Source organism: Rhodococcus sp. OK519, assembly GCF_003051005.1.
GTDB lineage: Bacteria > Actinomycetota > Actinomycetes > Mycobacteriales > Mycobacteriaceae > Prescottella.
Window position 1 is genome coordinate 1 of the sequence record NZ_QAOW01000020.1, and the last position, 16,999, is coordinate 16,999.

General features: G+C 65.1%; 16 protein-coding genes and 5 pseudogenes. 14 read left to right on the top strand and 7 right to left on the bottom strand.

The features are described from left to right. Positions 1-347: 347 nt before the first annotated feature. The 4 genes and pseudogenes from C8K36_RS24100 to C8K36_RS24115 form a co-directional block, all read right to left on the bottom strand. Complete coding sequence (locus C8K36_RS24100) at positions 348-800, bottom strand: SDR family NAD(P)-dependent oxidoreductase (protein WP_258013659.1); 453 nt, start codon at positions 798-800, stop codon at positions 348-350. 64 nt (positions 801-864) lie between these two features. After that, a pseudogene (locus C8K36_RS25330) lies at positions 865-1,086 on the bottom strand (ATP-binding cassette domain-containing protein); the annotation flags it as partial. Positions 1,087-1,710: 624 nt separating this feature from the next. Continuing rightward, on the bottom strand, positions 1,711-2,268 hold the full coding sequence (locus C8K36_RS24110) for a TetR/AcrR family transcriptional regulator (RefSeq protein ID WP_069855861.1): 558 nt from the start codon (positions 2,266-2,268) through the stop codon (positions 1,711-1,713). 52 nt (positions 2,269-2,320) lie between these two features. Continuing rightward, a complete protein-coding gene (locus C8K36_RS24115) occupies positions 2,321-2,485 on the bottom strand; it encodes a hypothetical protein (protein WP_181319712.1) in 165 nt (54 codons plus the stop codon). Positions 2,486-2,590: 105 nt separating this feature from the next. On the opposite strand from C8K36_RS24115, the gene C8K36_RS24120 reads away from it, so the two are divergent. After that, positions 2,591-3,553 (top strand): alpha/beta hydrolase, encoded by a 963-nt coding sequence (locus C8K36_RS24120; RefSeq protein ID WP_069855862.1) that lies wholly within the window; start codon positions 2,591-2,593, stop codon positions 3,551-3,553. A 509-nt stretch (positions 3,554-4,062) separates the two neighbouring features. Here the strand turns inward: C8K36_RS24120 and C8K36_RS24125 are convergent. Further along, positions 4,063-4,923 (bottom strand): LysR family transcriptional regulator, encoded by an 861-nt coding sequence (locus C8K36_RS24125; RefSeq protein WP_107987553.1) that lies wholly within the window; start codon positions 4,921-4,923, stop codon positions 4,063-4,065. 69 nt (positions 4,924-4,992) lie between these two features. On the opposite strand from C8K36_RS24125, the gene C8K36_RS24130 reads away from it, so the two are divergent. The 9 genes and pseudogenes from C8K36_RS24130 to C8K36_RS24170 all read left to right on the top strand — a co-directional run bounded on the left by C8K36_RS24130 (position 4,993) and on the right by C8K36_RS24170 (position 13,842). Then, positions 4,993-5,955, top strand: coding sequence for a DMT family transporter (locus tag C8K36_RS24130; RefSeq protein ID WP_107987554.1), 963 nt, complete (start codon positions 4,993-4,995; stop codon positions 5,953-5,955). Between the two features lie 150 nt (positions 5,956-6,105). After that, positions 6,106-6,576, top strand: a pseudogene (locus tag C8K36_RS25335) (ATP-binding protein); the annotation flags it as partial. 624 nt (positions 6,577-7,200) lie between these two features. Then, on the top strand, positions 7,201-8,871 hold the full coding sequence (locus C8K36_RS25340; protein WP_258195583.1) for a helix-turn-helix domain-containing protein: 1,671 nt from the start codon (positions 7,201-7,203) through the stop codon (positions 8,869-8,871). A gap of 114 nt (positions 8,872-8,985) precedes the next feature. Continuing rightward, a complete protein-coding gene (locus C8K36_RS24140) occupies positions 8,986-9,810 on the top strand; it encodes an alpha/beta fold hydrolase (RefSeq protein ID WP_107987559.1) in 825 nt (274 codons plus the stop codon). 85 nt (positions 9,811-9,895) lie between these two features. Continuing rightward, a complete protein-coding gene (locus tag C8K36_RS24145; RefSeq protein WP_069855866.1) occupies positions 9,896-10,219 on the top strand; it encodes a putative quinol monooxygenase in 324 nt (107 codons plus the stop codon). Between the two features lie 152 nt (positions 10,220-10,371). Continuing rightward, a complete protein-coding gene (locus tag C8K36_RS24150) occupies positions 10,372-11,064 on the top strand; it encodes an SDR family NAD(P)-dependent oxidoreductase (RefSeq protein ID WP_107987556.1) in 693 nt (230 codons plus the stop codon). Then, positions 11,061-12,245, top strand: a complete 1,185-nt coding sequence (locus tag C8K36_RS24155) for a low temperature requirement protein A (protein WP_107987557.1) — start codon at positions 11,061-11,063, stop codon at positions 12,243-12,245. Before C8K36_RS24150 ends, C8K36_RS24155 begins: the two co-directional genes overlap by 4 nt. Before the next feature lie 489 nt (positions 12,246-12,734). After that, positions 12,735-13,277 (top strand): helix-turn-helix domain-containing protein, encoded by a 543-nt coding sequence (locus C8K36_RS24165; RefSeq protein ID WP_069855909.1) that lies wholly within the window; start codon positions 12,735-12,737, stop codon positions 13,275-13,277. Positions 13,278-13,320: 43 nt separating this feature from the next. Beyond that, positions 13,321-13,842: a PIN domain-containing protein gene (locus C8K36_RS24170; RefSeq protein WP_258195582.1), complete on the top strand. Its 522-nt coding sequence runs from the start codon at positions 13,321-13,323 to the stop codon at positions 13,840-13,842. A 191-nt stretch (positions 13,843-14,033) separates the two neighbouring features. Here C8K36_RS24170 and C8K36_RS24175 read toward each other — a convergent pair. Then, positions 14,034-14,234, bottom strand: a pseudogene (locus C8K36_RS24175) (integrase core domain-containing protein); the annotation flags it as partial. An 11-nt stretch (positions 14,235-14,245) separates the two neighbouring features. On the opposite strand from C8K36_RS24175, the gene C8K36_RS25530 reads away from it, so the two are divergent. The 3 genes and pseudogenes from C8K36_RS25530 to C8K36_RS24190 form a co-directional block, all read left to right on the top strand. Further along, entirely contained in the window at positions 14,246-14,683 is a 438-nt protein-coding gene (locus tag C8K36_RS25530) for a MerR family transcriptional regulator (protein WP_107987558.1), read from the top strand. Then, a complete protein-coding gene (locus C8K36_RS25345; protein WP_258013657.1) occupies positions 14,629-14,868 on the top strand; it encodes a hypothetical protein in 240 nt (79 codons plus the stop codon). Before C8K36_RS25530 ends, C8K36_RS25345 begins: the two co-directional genes overlap by 55 nt. A gap of 181 nt (positions 14,869-15,049) precedes the next feature. Further along, positions 15,050-15,157, top strand: a pseudogene (locus tag C8K36_RS24190) (low molecular weight phosphatase family protein); the annotation flags it as partial. Between the two features lie 529 nt (positions 15,158-15,686). On the opposite strand, the gene C8K36_RS24195 reads toward C8K36_RS24190, so the two are convergent. Further along, complete coding sequence (locus C8K36_RS24195; RefSeq protein ID WP_180998964.1) at positions 15,687-16,220, bottom strand: cytochrome P450; 534 nt, start codon at positions 16,218-16,220, stop codon at positions 15,687-15,689. 196 nt (positions 16,221-16,416) lie between these two features. On the opposite strand from C8K36_RS24195, the pseudogene C8K36_RS24200 reads away from it, so the two are divergent. Then, positions 16,417-16,999 (top strand): annotated as a pseudogene (locus C8K36_RS24200) (transposase); the annotation flags it as partial.

The window sequence follows — 16,999 nt, forward strand, 5'->3', positions numbered from 1 at the left end:
GCGCATGCACCTGTTTGAGGACACGGCAGCGACGGCTGCGGCGTTCGCAGCCTAGGTGTACTGAGCCATCGGGTTGGTGACACTCGGGCTGCGGGCGTGAGGCCGTGGCCCGAGTGGACCCGGCCAGTATTGTCGTGCTCGGGAGGCCTTGGGCACCGCAACATCCTTCCAGGCCGCCTCGCGGGGAAAGCTAGATCAGATGTCACCCACTCGAGCACCAGCCGCGTGCATCTTCGGCAACCTGCCGGCCGGATCCGACCTGACAACGAGTGCGTCCCACACGCGCACGTGGACCCCCTCGGGTCGCCGAAAATCCCTCTTTTGCGGTCGCTCTGCGCCCGTACTCGTCAGGTAGCCGTGGGCGCGACGTCGATCTGCTGTCGTACACGGTCGACACGATCCTGCCAGTAGTCCAGCCACTCCGGTGAGGGAAAGGTGTGGGTCTTTCGGGCGGCCATGCCCGCCACCACGAGGTCGGCAACGTATCCGGTGGAGACGCCCTTGTCGATGTCCTTGTTTACCTGCGTGCGTAGTTCTTGCAACTTTGGATCCGCCAGAGCACGGGGAATGTGTCCAGCGGGCGCGTTGCGTTCGTCGTTGCCAATGGAGGTGGCGGTGTAGGCGGGGCAGAGAACCGCCACGCCCACGTGCGGAAGCTCTGTGGTGCACACGTGCGCCATCGTTTCCGACAGTGCCACCACGGCTGCTTTGGACGCCACGTACGGGTGCAGCGGAGCGGTGGTCATGAATCCGGCCATCGATGCGGTGTTCACGATGTAGGCCTCGTCCTGCGCGGCCAACAGTGGAAGGAAGATGTTGCAGCCGTAGATGACACCCCAGGCATGCGAAGAATGGTTATGCCTACTCCGCCCGCAGCGCGAGTAGCAGGTCATCAAGGTCGAAGCGAGTCTGCGCATCAGGCGAGCCGAAAAGCTCGTTCATCAGGAGCACCTCAGGCTGATAGGCCAGCGCACGTGCAATCGCAACGCGCTGCTGCATTCCTCCCGAGAGCTCCCATGGGTACTTCTTGACAGCAACGGACAGGCCGACCTCAGCCAGCGCCCATCTGACCCGCGCATAACGCACGGCCCACGCGTGGTGCGTGGCGACCAGTATCGACCTGATGGCCAGCTCCGTAGCCGGGTTCGCATAGTGCATCGAGGCGCTTCTCGCCTCTTTCGAGCTGGCAGCATTCGAGGCGTCGGCCGAGATGAGTGTGCCGTGGGACAGCGACACCATCGACTCGCGCCCGTAACGTTTCTGATCCCGGACGGGAGCTTGGGTTCGTGGAGCAACGTAATCCAGCCTGCGAAAAGCTGCGATTCATCGCTGAGGAAAAGAGCGCGGGGCAACGGCAGACCCCAGCCGGTCGGCTGGACCGCGGCCTTGATCTGGGTCGACGAACGTCACCTCGGCCGGGTCAACGTGAAGAAGCGGAACAGCTCCTCCCACCCAATCTCCGGGACCTCCGAAGGGACGTCAACTCTTCCTGGTCTGCCACCCGCATTTCCTGGCTGGGTACGAAGATTCCCAGTTCAGAATGTTATTTGGGAGTATCCGTACGATCTTCTCGAGTACTACCGCTAGCCGAACGGGCGCCGCGCTTCAGGGCATGGACACCTTGCGCTACACGGTCCTCGTTGCGAACTTGGCTGGTGAGCTCTGTGCGACGGCAGTGTGATCGGTGAGACGAAAGATGCTGACTTGCTACTACCGGCCCAGTGCGGATGCGATGAGGATCTCCGCTGCGGTACGGGCCTGGGCCGCGGGCTCCGTGGTGCCCGCGATGGCGGCCGTGGTCTGCGCGCCTTCCGCAAGGATGGCGAGCTGCGGCGCGAGGGACTCGGGGCCACCGGCGTCGGCTACGAGACGTGCGACGTAGCGCTGGAAGCCGGTCTTGTGCTCGCGCACGATCTCGGCCACGCGCGGATTCGAGGGTCCGAGTTCGCCGAAGGCGTTGATGAATCCGCAGCCGCGGAAGTCGTCGTCACAGAACCAGTCGCTCAGGAAGTCGTAGACGGCCAGGAGTCGGGTTACCGGATCGGTGATCGCATCGACCTTCGCCTCGACACCCCGCGTCCACATGTCACGGCGACCGGCTAGGACTGCGACGATCAGCTCGTCCTTCGAGGGGAACTCCTTGTACAGCGCGCGTAACGACACACCGGCGGCGTCGCGCACGGCATCCATGCCGACCTCACCGAAGCCGCGGGCGTAGAAGAGCGCATCGGCGGCCGCGACGACGCGGGAGCGGATCTCCTCGTTCACGCACCTCACTGTACACACTCCCGAGAACGTTGGTTCTCCCGGCTGTGGTGGCTCAATCAGTCCCGCCGGCGGCGTCCTCGTCGGCAGCTCGGTGCGCGAGCGCCTTGCCCATATGGGCTTCGGCCCAGAGTTTGAGCTGCCGCACGGTGTCGTGGAGCGACAGGCCGAGGGTCGTCAGTTCGTACGAGACGGGTCTCCCGAGAGAGCGCCGGGGCAACTGGCTCGACTTGACTGCGAGAACGATCGTTCTCTACTGTCTGACGCCGAGTGAGAACGTTCGTTCTCGCTCGGCCTTGCCACCGACCGGAAGGAAACGTGCACCATGTCCGCCAATCCCAGGAACATCACTCTCGAGCCGGCTGCCCAGGCGTTCGTCGAAGCGACGGCCAAACCGCCGTACCTCTACCAGCTCGCACCCGAAGAGGGCCGGAAGGCCGTCGACGGCGTGCAGGACGAGCCGATCTTCAAGCCGGAGGTCGACGAGGATTGGATCGAGATCCCCGGCGGCCCGACCGGGACCGTCCAGGTACGCATCGTGCGCCCGGCGGGGGCCACGGGCGCGCTGCCGGTCATCCTCTACACCCACGGCGCCGGATGGGTCTTCGGCGACGCCCACACGCACGACCGCCTCGTGCGCGACCTCGCCGTCGGTGCGCGCGCCGCCGTGGTCTTCCCCGAGTACGATCGCTCGCCTGAAGTGCGCTACCCGCACGCGATCGAGCAGGTGTGGGCGACCGCACAGTGGATCGTGACCGCGGGTGCCGAGAAGGAACTCGACGGCACCCACCTGTGCGTCGCCGGCGACTCGGTCGGCGGCAACATGACTGCGGCGCTCACCCTGCTCGCCAAGGAGCGCGGCGGCCTCGACATCGCCGCTCAGCTCCTTTTCTACCCCGTCACTGACGCCGCGTTCGAGACCGGCAGCTACGACGAGTTCGCCGAGGGGTACTTCCTAAGCCGGGAGGGCATGAAGTGGTTCTGGGACCAATATACGACTGACGAGGCCGAGCGCGCCCAGATCACCGCCTCACCGCTGCGCGCCACCACCGATCAGCTCAGCGGGCTGCCCCGGGCGCTCGTGATCACGGCCGAGGCCGACGTGCTGCGTGACGAGGGCGAGGCCTACGCCGCCAAGCTCCGCCGGGCGGGTGTCCCGACGACAGCGGTGCGTTATCAGGGCATCATTCACGACTTCGTGATGGTCAACGCCTTGCATGACACGTACGCCGCAAAGGCTGCGGTCGCTCAGGCCGTCGTCTTTCTCCGGGACGCGCTCCAGGGGTAACCGACCTCCACGAGGAGGGCGGAGTGGCTCGGGCCCTTGGCGTGGCATGGGCTTCAAACCCGCAGCAGCAACACGTTCGCGAGCCGCTCGGCGCCGAGCGGCTCGCGAACGTCCTCCTCGCCGGCCCTGCGTGGGTTGCATGAGAAGCAAGTTGCGGTCCAACGACATGCGGTCGGTGTAACCGTCCAGAAGGCATGCAACAGTTCTACGCGTCGAACTGCTCGAGTTGTTGGCTACTAGAGAGATGTGAATCTCCAGCTCCACATCGGGGCGCGACGGACCGCGAACACACCGTAAGCGGCGCCGACGAAGAGCGCACTTCTTCCTCGATGACGGCTGGCTCGGTTCTGCTCTCGACGAGATCGCCGGTCTAATCGGCAAGGTGCACCTGCCACGACTATCGGGGACCTGCCAATTGCCGATTATGCGGCTGCGTCCATGCCTGTGCGTCTGATCCGCGCGCAGGTGACACGGGGAACCTGAAGTCAAGATGTTTACCCGACGAGCAGTCAACCGAGTCGGTCTGCGGCGGTTCGCGTGAAGGTGAGCAGTCCCTCGACCCGGGCGCGGGTGGGTATCAGATGCAGTAGCTCGACCGTAGCGGGTGGAGCATCTGAGCAAGCCACATATGTGGCGTGCGGATGGATGTAGAACTCGGCGGTGGTCGACGAGGTCACGCCGAAGCGTTCGGGGGCGGCCGCGATGGTGTTGATCCATGTGAGCGGGTTTCGCGCGCGGATCGGTTCGCCTTGGTAGTGGCCCCAAAGGTCGTCGGGGACCGTGCGTCCGAGTTCACTGATTACCGCCTGTCCTCGAGCGCAGACTTCGGCGAGTGTCACCGACGAACGTGTCGCCAGCGGGTGCCGGGAGTTGATGAGGATCACGCGCGGCTCAGTGGATACGAACGCGGTTCTGACGTGCGGCGGCGGCTCCCAACCCTCGGGTCGTCGAATAAGGGCCAGGTCGGCTCGGCTATGTTCTAGTTCGGCGAATGGGTCGTCGCATTGGACCAGATCGACCGCCGCGCCCCCGGCATGACGCCACATCTCCAACAGCTGTTCTAGGCCCGGAGTCAGACCACCCCATGTGTAGGCGACCCGGACCGTGTCGACGTCTGCGGCGTCGGAAGCGAACAGCGTGTCGTGATCAGCGATGAGTCGCTCGATCCGCGCCAACACGTCGGCTGCGGCGGCAGCTAGTTGCACGCCGGCGGGCAGCCGCTCGAATAGGCTGCGCCCGAGTCTTCTTTCCGTCTCTGCTACTGCGCGACTGACGGTCGGTTGTGAGACGCCGAGAGTGCGCGCAGCCTGACCGATTCCGCTCTCGCGCGCCACCGCAACCACGTAACGCAATCGGTCGATGTCTCCCATACGCCAACTGTATGGGCATGTCTGCGATGGCACTACAACGACGGGGCGTCGATGCCTAGCGTCGAGCGCGTGAATCTCACCCTGTCTGACCTCTCGCGGGCGAAACGTATTGCGCCGCCCGCCCTTCTGCTCGTTCTCTGGTCGAGTGGAGCCGTTGCCGTGTCCTACGGCTTGGAAGCTGTTTCACCCCAGCTGTTTCTGTTGATCAGGGCTGCCGGGACCGCGACGCTTGCGTGGGTGCTGGTGAGAACCACTGCGCAGTCAGTTCCTCGCGGCACCGAGCTGCGCCGGACAATTGTGGCCGGACTGCTGCTTCAAGTCGTCTACCAAGGTGGTTTCTTCCTCGCCTTGGACCACGGCATCGGTGCAGGACTCGTCTCGATCATCCTCTCCGCTCAACCGCTCCTGACGGTTGTCGCGGCACGGGCCGCATCGGCGAGAAGCCTGGCGGGTGTGCTAATCGGTATGACGGGCGTTGCGATTGCGGTGGGCGCCGACCTCACCTCCGGTGGAGCGAACGCTACCGCTGTCTCCTTCGCGGTGGTGGCCCTTGTCGCTATCACCGCGGGCACCATCGCGCAATCGCATGCCGCCGACGCAGGGGTGTGGGCGTGCCTGGCCATGCAGTCGACGGTGAGCACCGCGGTGTACGGGATCGCAGTGGCCGTCGCAGGGCCGGGGAGCGTGCGGCTCTCTCCAAGTTCTATCGCCGCGATCGGTTGGGTCGTTGTGGTCATCAGCCTTGGGGCCACCGCGTTGTTGTATCGACTTGCTCACACCCGCGGTGCCGTCACCGTCAGTGGACTGTTCCTGTTGGTTCCCGCCGGCGCTGCGCTGGAAGACTTCGTTATCCGGGGCGCCACCTTGTCCCCTTCCGTCCTTCTCGGCGGCGCGGTCGCAGCAGTGGGCCTCGCCCTCATCCTTCCCCGCAACGGCGCAGTGGCATCCATGGCGGAACCGCCTGCCGGACCAGGCGGAGGTGTCCGGCTACCACTGCCTGAGCGAGGGACTCCGTCGCATCAGGGTGTGTAGCGCGCCCCATATGCGGGTCGATGACAGCTATCAGGCCCGCCGGAAGGGGTGCTGTCAGTGAGATACTTTCTAATCGATCGTGTGACTGTTCGTACTGCCGTTCCGTGCAGCAATCATGCGCCACGATGAATACGAGACGGGGCAATATTGGTGAGGGTAGGTGTCGATCCGACCGCACTGGTAGGTAGAGACCGCGAACTTGCCGAGCTCACAGAGTTCGTGGGTAGTGCGGCGACGGATGGCGCAGCCGTGCTACTCACCGGAGATCCAGGAGTGGGGAAGACCGCGCTCCTGGACGCGACCGCTGACCTTGCGCGCACAAAATCTATGCGGGTCATCCGAGGCAGTGGCGACGAGTATGAGACGGACATCAGTTTCGCGGGTCTTCACGAACTCGTGGCCTCGCTCTCTCGCGAGATCAACGCTTTGCCCGACGCCATGCGAGAGGTTCTCGAAGTTGCGCTCGGTCTCGGTATCGGCCCCATGCCCAACCGAATCGCTGTACTGAACGCAGCGCTATTGCTGTTCAGTCAGGCCGCAACGAAACAGCCGCTACTTGTCATCGTCGACGACCTCCACGCCCTCGACGACGCCAGCCAAGCCACCTTGTCATTCGTCGCCAGGAGACTCGCGGGCCGCCGAATCGGACTGCTCGGTGCCTGGCGCACCGAGACTGCCGGCTCGTTCCGGTCGACAGGCCTCACTGAGCTCGCGATCGCGCCTCTCAGCGACACGGACGCGCGGCGGCTGCTCTCCAGAAGTTTCGTTCATCTACCTCCTCGAATCCTGCAGACGGTGGCGCAGGAGGCCCAGGGGAACCCGCTCGCCCTGCTCGAGTTCGCCGGTGCCACCAGCGTGTCCGGAGACAGGGACCTTCGTGGATCAGGGTGCATAAGCGGGCAGGGGCGAGATGTCCGCAGTCTGTATGCGGCCCGCGTTGAGCGACTACCTCAGAGAACCCGCGACCTACTCCTGCTCGCAGCTCTCGAAGGCTCGGGCGATCTCGGTCTACTCGCGGCGGCCGGTGGCCCCAGCACACTGGATGGCCTCGCTCCTGCCGAACGCGACCACCTTCTCGAGGTTGCCGAAGATGCTCGCAGCGTTCGATTTCGGCACCCGCTAGTCAGGTCCGCCGTGGTCGACGGCGCAACCGGTGAGCAGAGGCGCAGCGCGCATCACCGCTTGGCTGATGCGCTGATCGGCCAACCCGAACGTCGCGGTGATCACCTCGCGCGAGCCACGACGGTGCCCGACGAGGCGGTGGCCTCGGTAGTCGAGACCGCGGCGCAGAGCAGTTTACGGCGCGGTGACGCCGCCGGCGCCGTAGCTCGCCTGCGGCGAGCCGCCCAACTGAGTCCAGACTCGGGGAACCGAACACGCCGACTCTCCCGCGCGGCCTACATCGCAGCATGGGTGGCCGGCCATCTGGACACCTCGTCCGAGATCATGCGCGAGATGCACGAGGATCAGCCGGAGGTACCGTCTCTGGCAACGGCCGCGGCCGCTGCCCTTCTGGTGCTCGTCACTCAGGGGGATGCAGATGCCGCCCACGCGTTGTTGATGAAGCTGGTCGAGGATGGTCTGGACCCGTCGGAGCTGACGCGTGGCGAACTCGAGACCGCGCTCTTCACGCTGACCCTCGCCAGCCACTACTCGGGACGCGACGAGCATTGGCGACCCCTGATCGACATCCTCGGCCCGCTTCCCGACGATTCCCCCGCGGCGGCGGTGTCCGTGGGGCGCATCCACTACGCCCCAGGATCGGTCACCGACGCCATGCTCCGTCGACTGGACGACGAGATCTCCCACCTGAAAGACCAGACCGACGCCGACATCGTCGTCCGCACCGCCCTAGCCGCTTCGTACCTCGACCGGCTTTCAGGCTGCCGCGAGGCTGTTTCTCGGATCGTCGGCAATGACGGCGTGGTAGGCGCGAGTATGCCCGGGCTCATGTTCGTCGCTCTGGACGACCTGCACAGCGGCAGGTGGCAGTCATCGGCCGACGCTGCAGCCGACCTCATCGCGTTGTGCGAGGAGACCGGTTACCACCTGTTCGGTCAGGTTGGCCGCTACGTCGCCGCGATGGTCGAAGCCCAGCGCGGCGACCTCGATGCCTGCCGTGCCCACTGTCAGGACATCTGGAGCTGGTCGGAACCCAGGAGGCTACGGCGGTTGGAGAACTGCGCTCACCAGGCTGCCGCCCGCGCGGCAATCGGCGCTGCGGACTTCGACACAGCCTTCCAGCACGCCGCGGCGGTTTGCCCACCCGGCGCGTTACCGCCCTTCAACCCCGAAGCGCTCTGGTGTGCAACAGATCTCATCGAGTCGGCAATGCGTACCGGGCGCGTTGCTGAGGCGCGACTGCACTCCGACGCGCTGCGCTCGACGGGTATCGAGCGAGTGTCACCACGATGGGCGCTGAGCGCAGCGACGGCCACCGCAATGACATCCCAGCCCGACGACATGGTCCAGAGGTTCGACGAGGCGCTCGCGCTGCCGGGCATCGAGCGATGGCCCTTCGAGGCAGGCCGCGCGCATCTGGCGTACGGCGAGGAACTGCGCAGAAGAGGACGTACCCGTGACGCGCGGGTGCAGTTGAACGCTGCCTGTGGCCAGTTCGAGCGAGTCAGCGCCAAGCCCTGGGAAGCCCGGGCGAAGGCAGAGCTCCGCGCCACGGGGATGACCCGCGCGTCCCGAGGTAACGCCGGCACAAGGCTCACGCCACAGGAGCTGGAGGTCGCCAGGCTCGCAGCGACGGGGCTGTCGAATCCGCAGATCGCCTCGCAACTCTTCCTGTCGCCGCGGACCGTTTCGTCGCATCTCTATCGGTTGTTTCCGAAGCTGGGGATCACATCCCGTGGCGCTCTCCGAGACGCTCTCGACGCTCTGCCTCCCGAGGCGCCGACCGCCGGGTAAGTCAGGACGGCCATGAATGGCAGTCAACTGACGGAAGCTGCCACGACCACGCTGAGCGACGCTGGTGGAGTCAACAATTCGCCCGGTATCCGGGCCGAATGCGAGGAGTCCACCATGCCCTTCGTCACTACAGATGACGGGGTCGAGATCTTCTACAAGGACTGGGGCACCGGTCAGCCGATCATGTTTCATCACGGCTGGCCTCTGAGTTCGGACGGCTGGGATGCTCAGCTGCTGTTCTTCGTCCATCACGGATACCGAGTCGTCGCGCACGACCGGCGCGGGCACGGGCGCTCTGCCCACGTCGGCTACGGACACGAGATGGACCGCTACGCCTCAGACGTCGCTGCCATCGTGACACACCTCGACCTGCACGACGTCGTACATGTCGGCCACTCCGCCGGTGGCGGAGAAGTAGCTCGTTACGTTGCCAGGCACGGTGGTCGGCGAGTAGCCAAAGCAGTCCTGATCGGAGCAGTCCCACCGACCATGGTTCTGACCGAATCGAACCCAGGAGGGTTGCCGATCGAGGGGTTCGACGGATACCGGGAGCGCTTGGCCACCAACCGTTCCCAGTTCTACCTCGACGTCGCGACCGGCCCGTTCTACGGGTTCAATCGCCCGGGCGCGAAGCCGTCCCAGGGCGCCATCCTGCACTGTTGGCGCCAGGGAATGGCAGGTAACGCGCAGGCACACTACGAAAGCATCGAAGCCTTCTCGGAAACTGATTTCACCGAGGACCTCCAGGCGATCGACATTCCGACGCTTCTCCTGCACGGCGCCGACGACCAAATCGTTCCCATCGCCGACTCGTCGGAGCTTTCGGCGGCATTGATCAAAAGCGCGACCCTGAAGGTCTATCCAGGCCTCTCTCACGGAATGTGCACGGTGAACAGCGAGACCATCAACGCCGACCTACTCGACTTCGTCGAGAGCTGACCCCGCCACACCTCCAGCAAACTTCAGCCAAGCCGGGCACCAGCACCGGACCGGCAGAAGTCCTCAACGAGAGCGAGAAACGAACATGACTGCCACACCCAACGGATACGTGACCGTGATCTGGGAAGCGCGCGCGAAAGCCGGCAGAGAGGCCGACCTGAAGAACTTCATCACCGCGGCAGTCACGCCATCACGGAACGACCCCGGCAACATCGACTACGAGGCACACGAAGTCGACGGCGAGCCCGGAACGTTCATCATCTACGAACGTTGGGAGCGCCGTGAGCAGCTCGACGCACATCTGAGCGCACCACGGATGCAGGAACTCGTTCCGCAGATGCTCGAACTGATCGACGGTTCCATCGAGGACGGCATCCGGCTGCTGCGGCCATTCCGCCCCACCCACTAGAGGAGTCTCTTCGGCGGGGACTTCCCCCCCAGGGACGACGGCGAATATCGCCACCATTTCCACCACGAACGTTGTCCATCACGAATGTTGCCGGTGCCCCGCGCATTTCTTCGTGCGGGCACCGGCACCGCCAAATGCCATGAAAGAGGAACATGACGACCACACTGATCACCGGCGGCAACAGGGGTCTCGGCTACGAAGTGGGCCGCCGCCTCATCCAGGCCGGCCACACCGTCTGGATCGGAGCCCGCGACGCCGAGAACGGCCGCGAATCCGCCGACCGGCTCGGTGCTCACTTCGTCCAACTGGACGTGACCGACGACGCGTCCGTCGACGCCGCGGTCGAGACGCTGCGCCGGCAAGCCGGCCACCTTGACATCCTCGTCAACAACGCCGGAATCCTCGGGGAAGTCACCGCACCCGAAGACATGACGGCCGACCAGATCCGCCACGTCTACGAAACCAACGTCTTCGGGCTGGTTCGCGTCACGCACGCATTCCTGCCCCTGCTACGGGCCGCGACCGACCCCTCGGTCATCAATGTCACCAGCGGACTCGGATCGTTCACGATGACCCAGGATCCGGAACGAGTCGAATCGCAGTACCCGCTCGCCGCCTACGGCTCATCGAAGAGCGCGGTCACGATGCTGACCATGCAATACGCCAAGACCACCCCCGACGTTCGCTTCAACGCGGTGGACCCCGGCCAGACCGCGACCGAATTCACCGGCCGGGTCGGGCACAGCGTGGAGGACGGCGCCGAAGCAGCGGTGCGCATCGCCACCCTCGGAGCCGACACGCCCACCGGCACGGTCACCGACCGCGCCGGAGTGCTCCCCTGGTGAAACGACAGACCCGGCGCGGCGACCCGGAGGGCAAACGGGCGGCGCCGCTGGAGTTGTTCTACGACCTTGTGTTCGTCTTCGCCCTCAGCCAGGTCTCCCACCTACTACTAGAGCACCTGACCATGGCAAGCGCAGGCCGAGCGGTGATGATCCTCCTCGCGGTCTGGTGGTCATGGAACTACACCACGTGGGCCACCAACGAGCTCGACCCGGAAACCAACGCCGTGCGCATCCTGTTGATCGCACTGATGCTTGCAAGTCTGCTCATGGCAATCGCAGCGCCGGAGGCATTCGGCAGCAAAGGACTGCTGTTCGCGGGTGCCTACGTCTCGATCCAGGTCGGCCGCCACCTCTTTCTGACGTTCGTCGTCGCTGCGAAAGGCACGATCGAGCGCGAGCGAGCCGGCCGGATCCTCATCTGGCTGACCGTCGCTGGCGTGTTCTGGATTGCTGGCGGCGTCGCGAGTGATGTCGCACGCGTGGGTTTATGGATCGTCGCGCTCGCGCTCGACTACTCCGCGCCGCTCTTCTACTTCCGCGTCCCCGGCAGGCCTCGGTTAGCGGGCGAGACATGGGATCTGGCCACCGACCACTTCGTCGAACGGTTCGGACTCTTCGTCATCGCAGCCCTCGGAGAGACAATTGTCATCACCGGTACGACCGTGGCCGATCTTCCGCTCGACGTGATGACTGTGACCGCGTTTGGCGGGGCGTTCGTCGGAACTGCGGCCTTGTGGTGGTTGTACTTCACCTCGACCCGTGAACTTGCCCAGAACACCCTCAGCGAATCGTCTTCTCGAACACAATCGGCCCGCGACTCCTACACCTACGGGCACGTCCTGGTCATCGCGGGCATCATTCTGACGGCAGTCGGCGACGAGTTGGTCATCGCGCACCCCAGCGACCGCCTATTGCCCGCACAGATGATCGCGGTCGTCGGCGGACCCACCGTCTACCTCGTTGCCCAAACTGCACTTCGGCTACGGGCCACACGAAAGGCCGGCGGTCCACTGGCGAGTGGTGCAATTGCATGCCTCGTCATCGGGATCGTCGGCGCGGCACTGCCAGGCGTGGCCGTCAGCGCGCTCCTTGTCACCATCTTGGTTGTCGTCGCCGTCATTCAGGAAGCGCGACGTAAGAGGCTCACACAAGATGTCCGGTATGGCTCTTCTGGAGCGTGACGTCCGGCGAAAACGGTGTAGGTCGACTCAGGAGTTGAGTGAGCGTGAACATCACCTGGCGACAAGGGAATCGGTGCCGCTGCAGCCACCGTGTAATCTGTTCGCGTCTCCTGGTGGAGTCCGCTCTGAGGGGTAATGGCCCGGGGTGGGCAGTTGCTGTCTCGGATTGAAGTTGATCAGAGATGGATTTCCCGCTGATCTACTGGCTCTTAACGCCGTTCCTCTTATCGGAGGAGGCCCGGATGTGGATGCGAGACAACGCCCCCTGCGCCGGCCGTCTCATCCGGCTCCGGCTCGTACACCATATTCATGGACGCAACCTCGTGTCGTCGTCGTACCGGGTACATGCACTCGTCACCGAGACGGACCGCGCTCCTCGTCGCACACTGATGTTGGGGCCGGACCACCAGTGGTGATTAGCACCGCACCGCAGCCCTCTTTCGAAAGGTTCGAAAGGGTGTTATCTTTCTTTCGAAAGAAGGAGTGGTGATGGTGGCGCAGCCGTTGGATCAGCACACATATCTTCCGGAGTCGTCGCAGGATGCCGGGCTGGCCGAAGTGGTCAGCTTCCTCGCCGCACACGAACTCCGCCATGGCGACCAGATCGAGCCGAGGTACCTGCTGGTCGGTGCCACCGAGGGCGATCAGGTACAGCTGCCGGCCGAGGTGCACGCAGCGCTCAAGCAGGTCGTTTCGGCGCTGTTGGCCGGCCGAGCGGTGACGGTGGCACCACACACGACGAAGCTGACGACCCAACAGGCGGCAGACTTGTTGGGGGTGAGCCGTCCGACGGTCAAGCGGCTGATCGATGTAGGAGAGCTGCGGGCGGAGAAGGTCGGAACCCGGCACCGTCTGGTGCTGCGTGACGTCCTCGACTACCAGCAGCAGCGCCGTGAGCGGCAGTATGAGGCGCTGGCGAGCACGTCGGTGGCAATCGAAGACGAGGACGATCCTGCGGTGGTCACCGAGCAGTTGAAGGCAGCGCGGAAGGCTGCAGCAGCACGCCGCCGGTTAAGAAGCTCGACGGCGTAGCTCGACTGTCTGCCTGCGCCTGCCAGGCGGATACGCTGCGCGGATGTTCGCGGCGGTTCTTGATACCTGTGTGCTGTGGCCGAGTTTGCAGCGCGATTTCTTGCTGTCGCTGGCGGTTGAGGGCCTGTACCGGCCTCTGTGGTCGGACGCGATTCTCGATGAGCTCGAGTATCACGAGGCTGCCAAACTCGTCGACCGCGGCGGGGCGCCGGCGGACTCGGAGGTGGCCGCAGCTCGTCTGGTCGCGACGATGCGTACTGCCTTCGACGATGCCTTGGTGAATGGATGGGAACCTCTCGACGGTTCCTACGGGCTGCCTGACCCGGACGATGAGCATGTGGTCGCGGCCGCGGTCGTCGGCAATGCGGGTGCGATCGTGACGGCCAACGGCAAGGACTTTCCGCGAGAACACGTTCCGATGCACATCCGGGTGATCTCGGCAGCCGAATTCGCAGCGGATACGGTCGCGGTGTCCCATCCGCTGCGCAACGGGCGCTCGACGCGATCGCGACACGGTTCCGCCGTCCCCCGAGGACTGCCGACGAGATCCTGGATCTGCTGGTGAGCCGTTATGGGATGGGCGAGGTCGCCCATCTGCTACGGGACCGCTGACCGACGCGGGGCCGCGAGGCGGTCACCGGCCGATGACCGATTCCTCGCGGTGGGGGCGTCATCGGTGTACTCGTCTTCGCAGAGTTTCAAAAGTCTGGCCGGGCCATGTCGACGTAGTAGCGGGTCGTGGGCGCATTGAAGGGCCTAGCTGTACTGCCCAGGGACGTTGGTTAAGCGACTGAAGGGAACGTTTCTGCCGATGGCGGAGTGTTGCCGGTGGTGATTGTAGGTGTGCAGCCACCCCATCAACGCCGTCCGTCGGGCTTGTTCTGACTGGTGGTCCCGGGCGAATGCCCATTCGGCGGCCATGGTGCGGTGGCAGCGTTTGCGCTTGCCGTCCGTCTGGGTCTGGGTCCATGCGTATCAGTGACATCGCTCAAGCAGCGGACACCACGGCTCGTACCGTCCGGCACTGTCACCGATTGGGCCTGCTCGACGAGCCTAAGCGTCTCGCGAACGGCTATCACGCGTACGACATGGCCGACCTCGTCCGACTCATGCGGGTTCGCTGGCTCGCGGGAGCAGGTGTCCCGCTCGGGTCGGTGTCTTCGATGATTGCCGCGACCACGGACGACACCGCCGACGCCGACTTTCGCCGCGCTGATCGATGCCATCGAAGCCGAGCGACGGGTATTGGCGACAAAGAACGGCCAGCTGCAGCAGGTGCTCGCGGTGCACCGTGCGGGCAGACCGGTGTCCCCGCTACCCAAAGGTCTCGCTGTCCTGTTCTCCGAACTGATTGGCCGCCGGACGGCCCGACCCGGGCGGGGTCGCCGCGCTCGGCGACGTCGTGATGGTCCCGGAAGTCCTCGCCGCCCGCGAGCGCGGCGCCCTGACCGCGCAGCCGATGTTCTACCGCCTCACCCGAGACGGCATCGCCTGGGGCGAGCGCCGCCAGCACGCCGACGTCGTGTTGTGGGCCGCCGGATTCCGGCCCGGCCCTCGCCCACCTGCGCCCACTACGGCTGCGTGGGCCTGACGGAACCGTTCCCACCGCCGGCACCCGCGCCCTCAAGGAACCCCATCTGCACCTGCTCGGTTACGGACACTGGACCGGGCCCGGATCGGCCACCATCCTCGGCGTCGGCCGCACCGCGAAATCCGCTGTCGCCGAACTCGACCTCGACGACTGACCCACTCTTCCCGAAAGGACACCTGCGATGAGCGCACCATCGGTGCTGTTCATGTGCGCGAAGAACGGCGGCAAGTCCCAGATGGCCGCCGGACTGATGCGCGCCGCCGCCGACAACACCGTCGACGTCCATGCTGAGATCGACCGTACGCTCATCGCGCTTCCGCTGGGGCGATCGCGCCCGGCGACTGGCCGTGGACCGGACGAGTCGTGTTTCGGTTGGTGGGCGGGCACTACGGTGACGCACGCGACTGGCACGCTATCGATAACTGGGCTGCCGATATCTGCACCAGATTGTGAGAAGTCCCTCTCCGTTTAGTCGCTATTCCACCCGATCCTCGCTATCGATCCAGGCTGACGCCTTCGTCGATGGCACCGGCTTTCTCACCCGGCGCCGGGCCGGCGGCGGCCGCCGTTGCCGCGGCGGTGTGTGGGCACAGGGAACGCCACTCAGCATGGGCGGCGGGAGGTCGAATGCCGGCAGCGGATAAACCCGTCCACCAGCACACGGAGACACGCCACGGGTGTGATCGGTATCGACCCGCACAAGTCCACCCACACCGCGACCGCAGTTCCGGAGGAGGGCCGCCATGCCGACGCCCCAGTTAAGCAGTGTCCAGGGCGACATCCGAAGTGGGGCGCCCCGGACCTCAAGGGATCTTCCGCTAGCGCTTGCCGACCCGCTTCACGGGCACCGATTGCAGGCCGAGGGAGTTGACGCTCTCTCTCCAGCGGATCTCCGTCCCGCGCTCGATCTGCATGTCCGGGAACTCGGTCAGGAGCCACGCTACGGCAATATGCCCTTCCAACCGGGCGAGTGGTGCTCCGATGCAGTGGTGCAGACCGTGCCCGAAGGCTATGTGCCCGCGCGCATCGCGTCGCGGGTCGAACACGTCGGGCTCGGTGAAGCGTCCAGCATCTCGGTTGGCGCTCGCGAGAGAAGCCAGAACGAGGTCGCCGGCGCCGATGTCGTGGTCCCCGAAGCGGAAGTCCTGGGTCGCTACGCGCAGGGTGGTGGACTGCAGCGGAGGCTGGTATCGCAGGGACTCCTCGATGTAGGCCTCGAGTTGGGTCTCGTTCAGTGGCGGACCTTCCGGCATCACTTCGGGTTGGGTGAGAAGTGTGTGGAAGGTGTTGCCGATCAAGTTCGTGGTGGTCTCGTGCCCTGCAACGAGCAGGAGTGCGACCGTTGAGAACACCTCCCTGAGTGTCATCTGACCAGCGGCTCGCGCCTCGGCAAGGTCGCTCAGTAGGGTAAGTCCCCTGGGGTGGTGGGAATCGGGTGAGGCGTTGCCGGACCTGGTCGGGGGTGTGTCGCTCCCCGGCTGAGGGTGGGCCATCGCGTAGTGGTGAACGAGTTACCTACCACAGTGACTCACGCACAGGAGCTACGCGATGACCCATGAGCATTCTGCCCTGCTGGCCCGCCTCGACGCGCTCAAGGGCGCCGATGCGGCGTCCGTGTTCGCCGAATTGACCCGCGCCGGCCTGCAGGAACTGATCGAGGCCGAGGCCACCGAAACGTTGGGCGCCGGCCGAAGACAATATCCACGACCAGTGGCGATGTGGAGGTGAAGATCCCGAAGCTGCGGTCCGGGTCGTTCTTCCCGTCGCTGCTCGAACGGCGCCGGCGGATCGACAAGGCGCTGCATGCGGTGATCATGGAGGCCTACGTGCACGGCGTCTCGACCCGCAGCGTCGACGACCTCGTCGTCGCGACCGGGGTGTCGATCGACGGCACCCGCGAGGTCCTCGGGACCGCGGTCGGCGACAGCGAGTCGTTCGAGTTCTGGCGCGAGTTCGTCGCTAGCCTCAAGGCCCGTGGTCTATCGGGGGTGCACCTGGTTGTTTCCGATGCCCACTCAGGATTGAAGCCGCTGTCACACAACAGTTCACCGGCGCTTCGTGGCAGCGCTGCCGGGTACATTTCATGCGGAACCTGCAAGGCGTCGTGTCGCCGAAGCACGTGCCGCCGGTG

What these genes read in the sequence shown, in the direction of transcription:
- C8K36_RS24120 (WP_069855862.1), top strand. Translation starts at nt 2,591, where the DNA reads ATGTCCGCCAATCCCAGGAACATCACTCTCGAGCCGGCTGCCCAGGCG.
- C8K36_RS24125 (WP_107987553.1), bottom strand. Translation starts at nt 4,923, where the DNA reads ATGGGAGACATCGACCGATTGCGTTACGTGGTTGCGGTGGCGCGCGAG.
- C8K36_RS24140 (WP_107987559.1), top strand. Translation starts at nt 8,986, where the DNA reads ATGCCCTTCGTCACTACAGATGACGGGGTCGAGATCTTCTACAAGGAC.
- C8K36_RS24145 (WP_069855866.1), top strand. Translation starts at nt 9,896, where the DNA reads ATGACTGCCACACCCAACGGATACGTGACCGTGATCTGGGAAGCGCGC.
- C8K36_RS24150 (WP_107987556.1), top strand. Translation starts at nt 10,372, where the DNA reads ATGACGACCACACTGATCACCGGCGGCAACAGGGGTCTCGGCTACGAA.
- C8K36_RS24165 (WP_069855909.1), top strand. Translation starts at nt 12,735, where the DNA reads ATGGTGGCGCAGCCGTTGGATCAGCACACATATCTTCCGGAGTCGTCG.
- C8K36_RS24170 (WP_258195582.1), top strand. Translation starts at nt 13,321, where the DNA reads ATGTTCGCGGCGGTTCTTGATACCTGTGTGCTGTGGCCGAGTTTGCAG.
- C8K36_RS25530 (WP_107987558.1), top strand. Translation starts at nt 14,246, where the DNA reads ATGCGTATCAGTGACATCGCTCAAGCAGCGGACACCACGGCTCGTACC.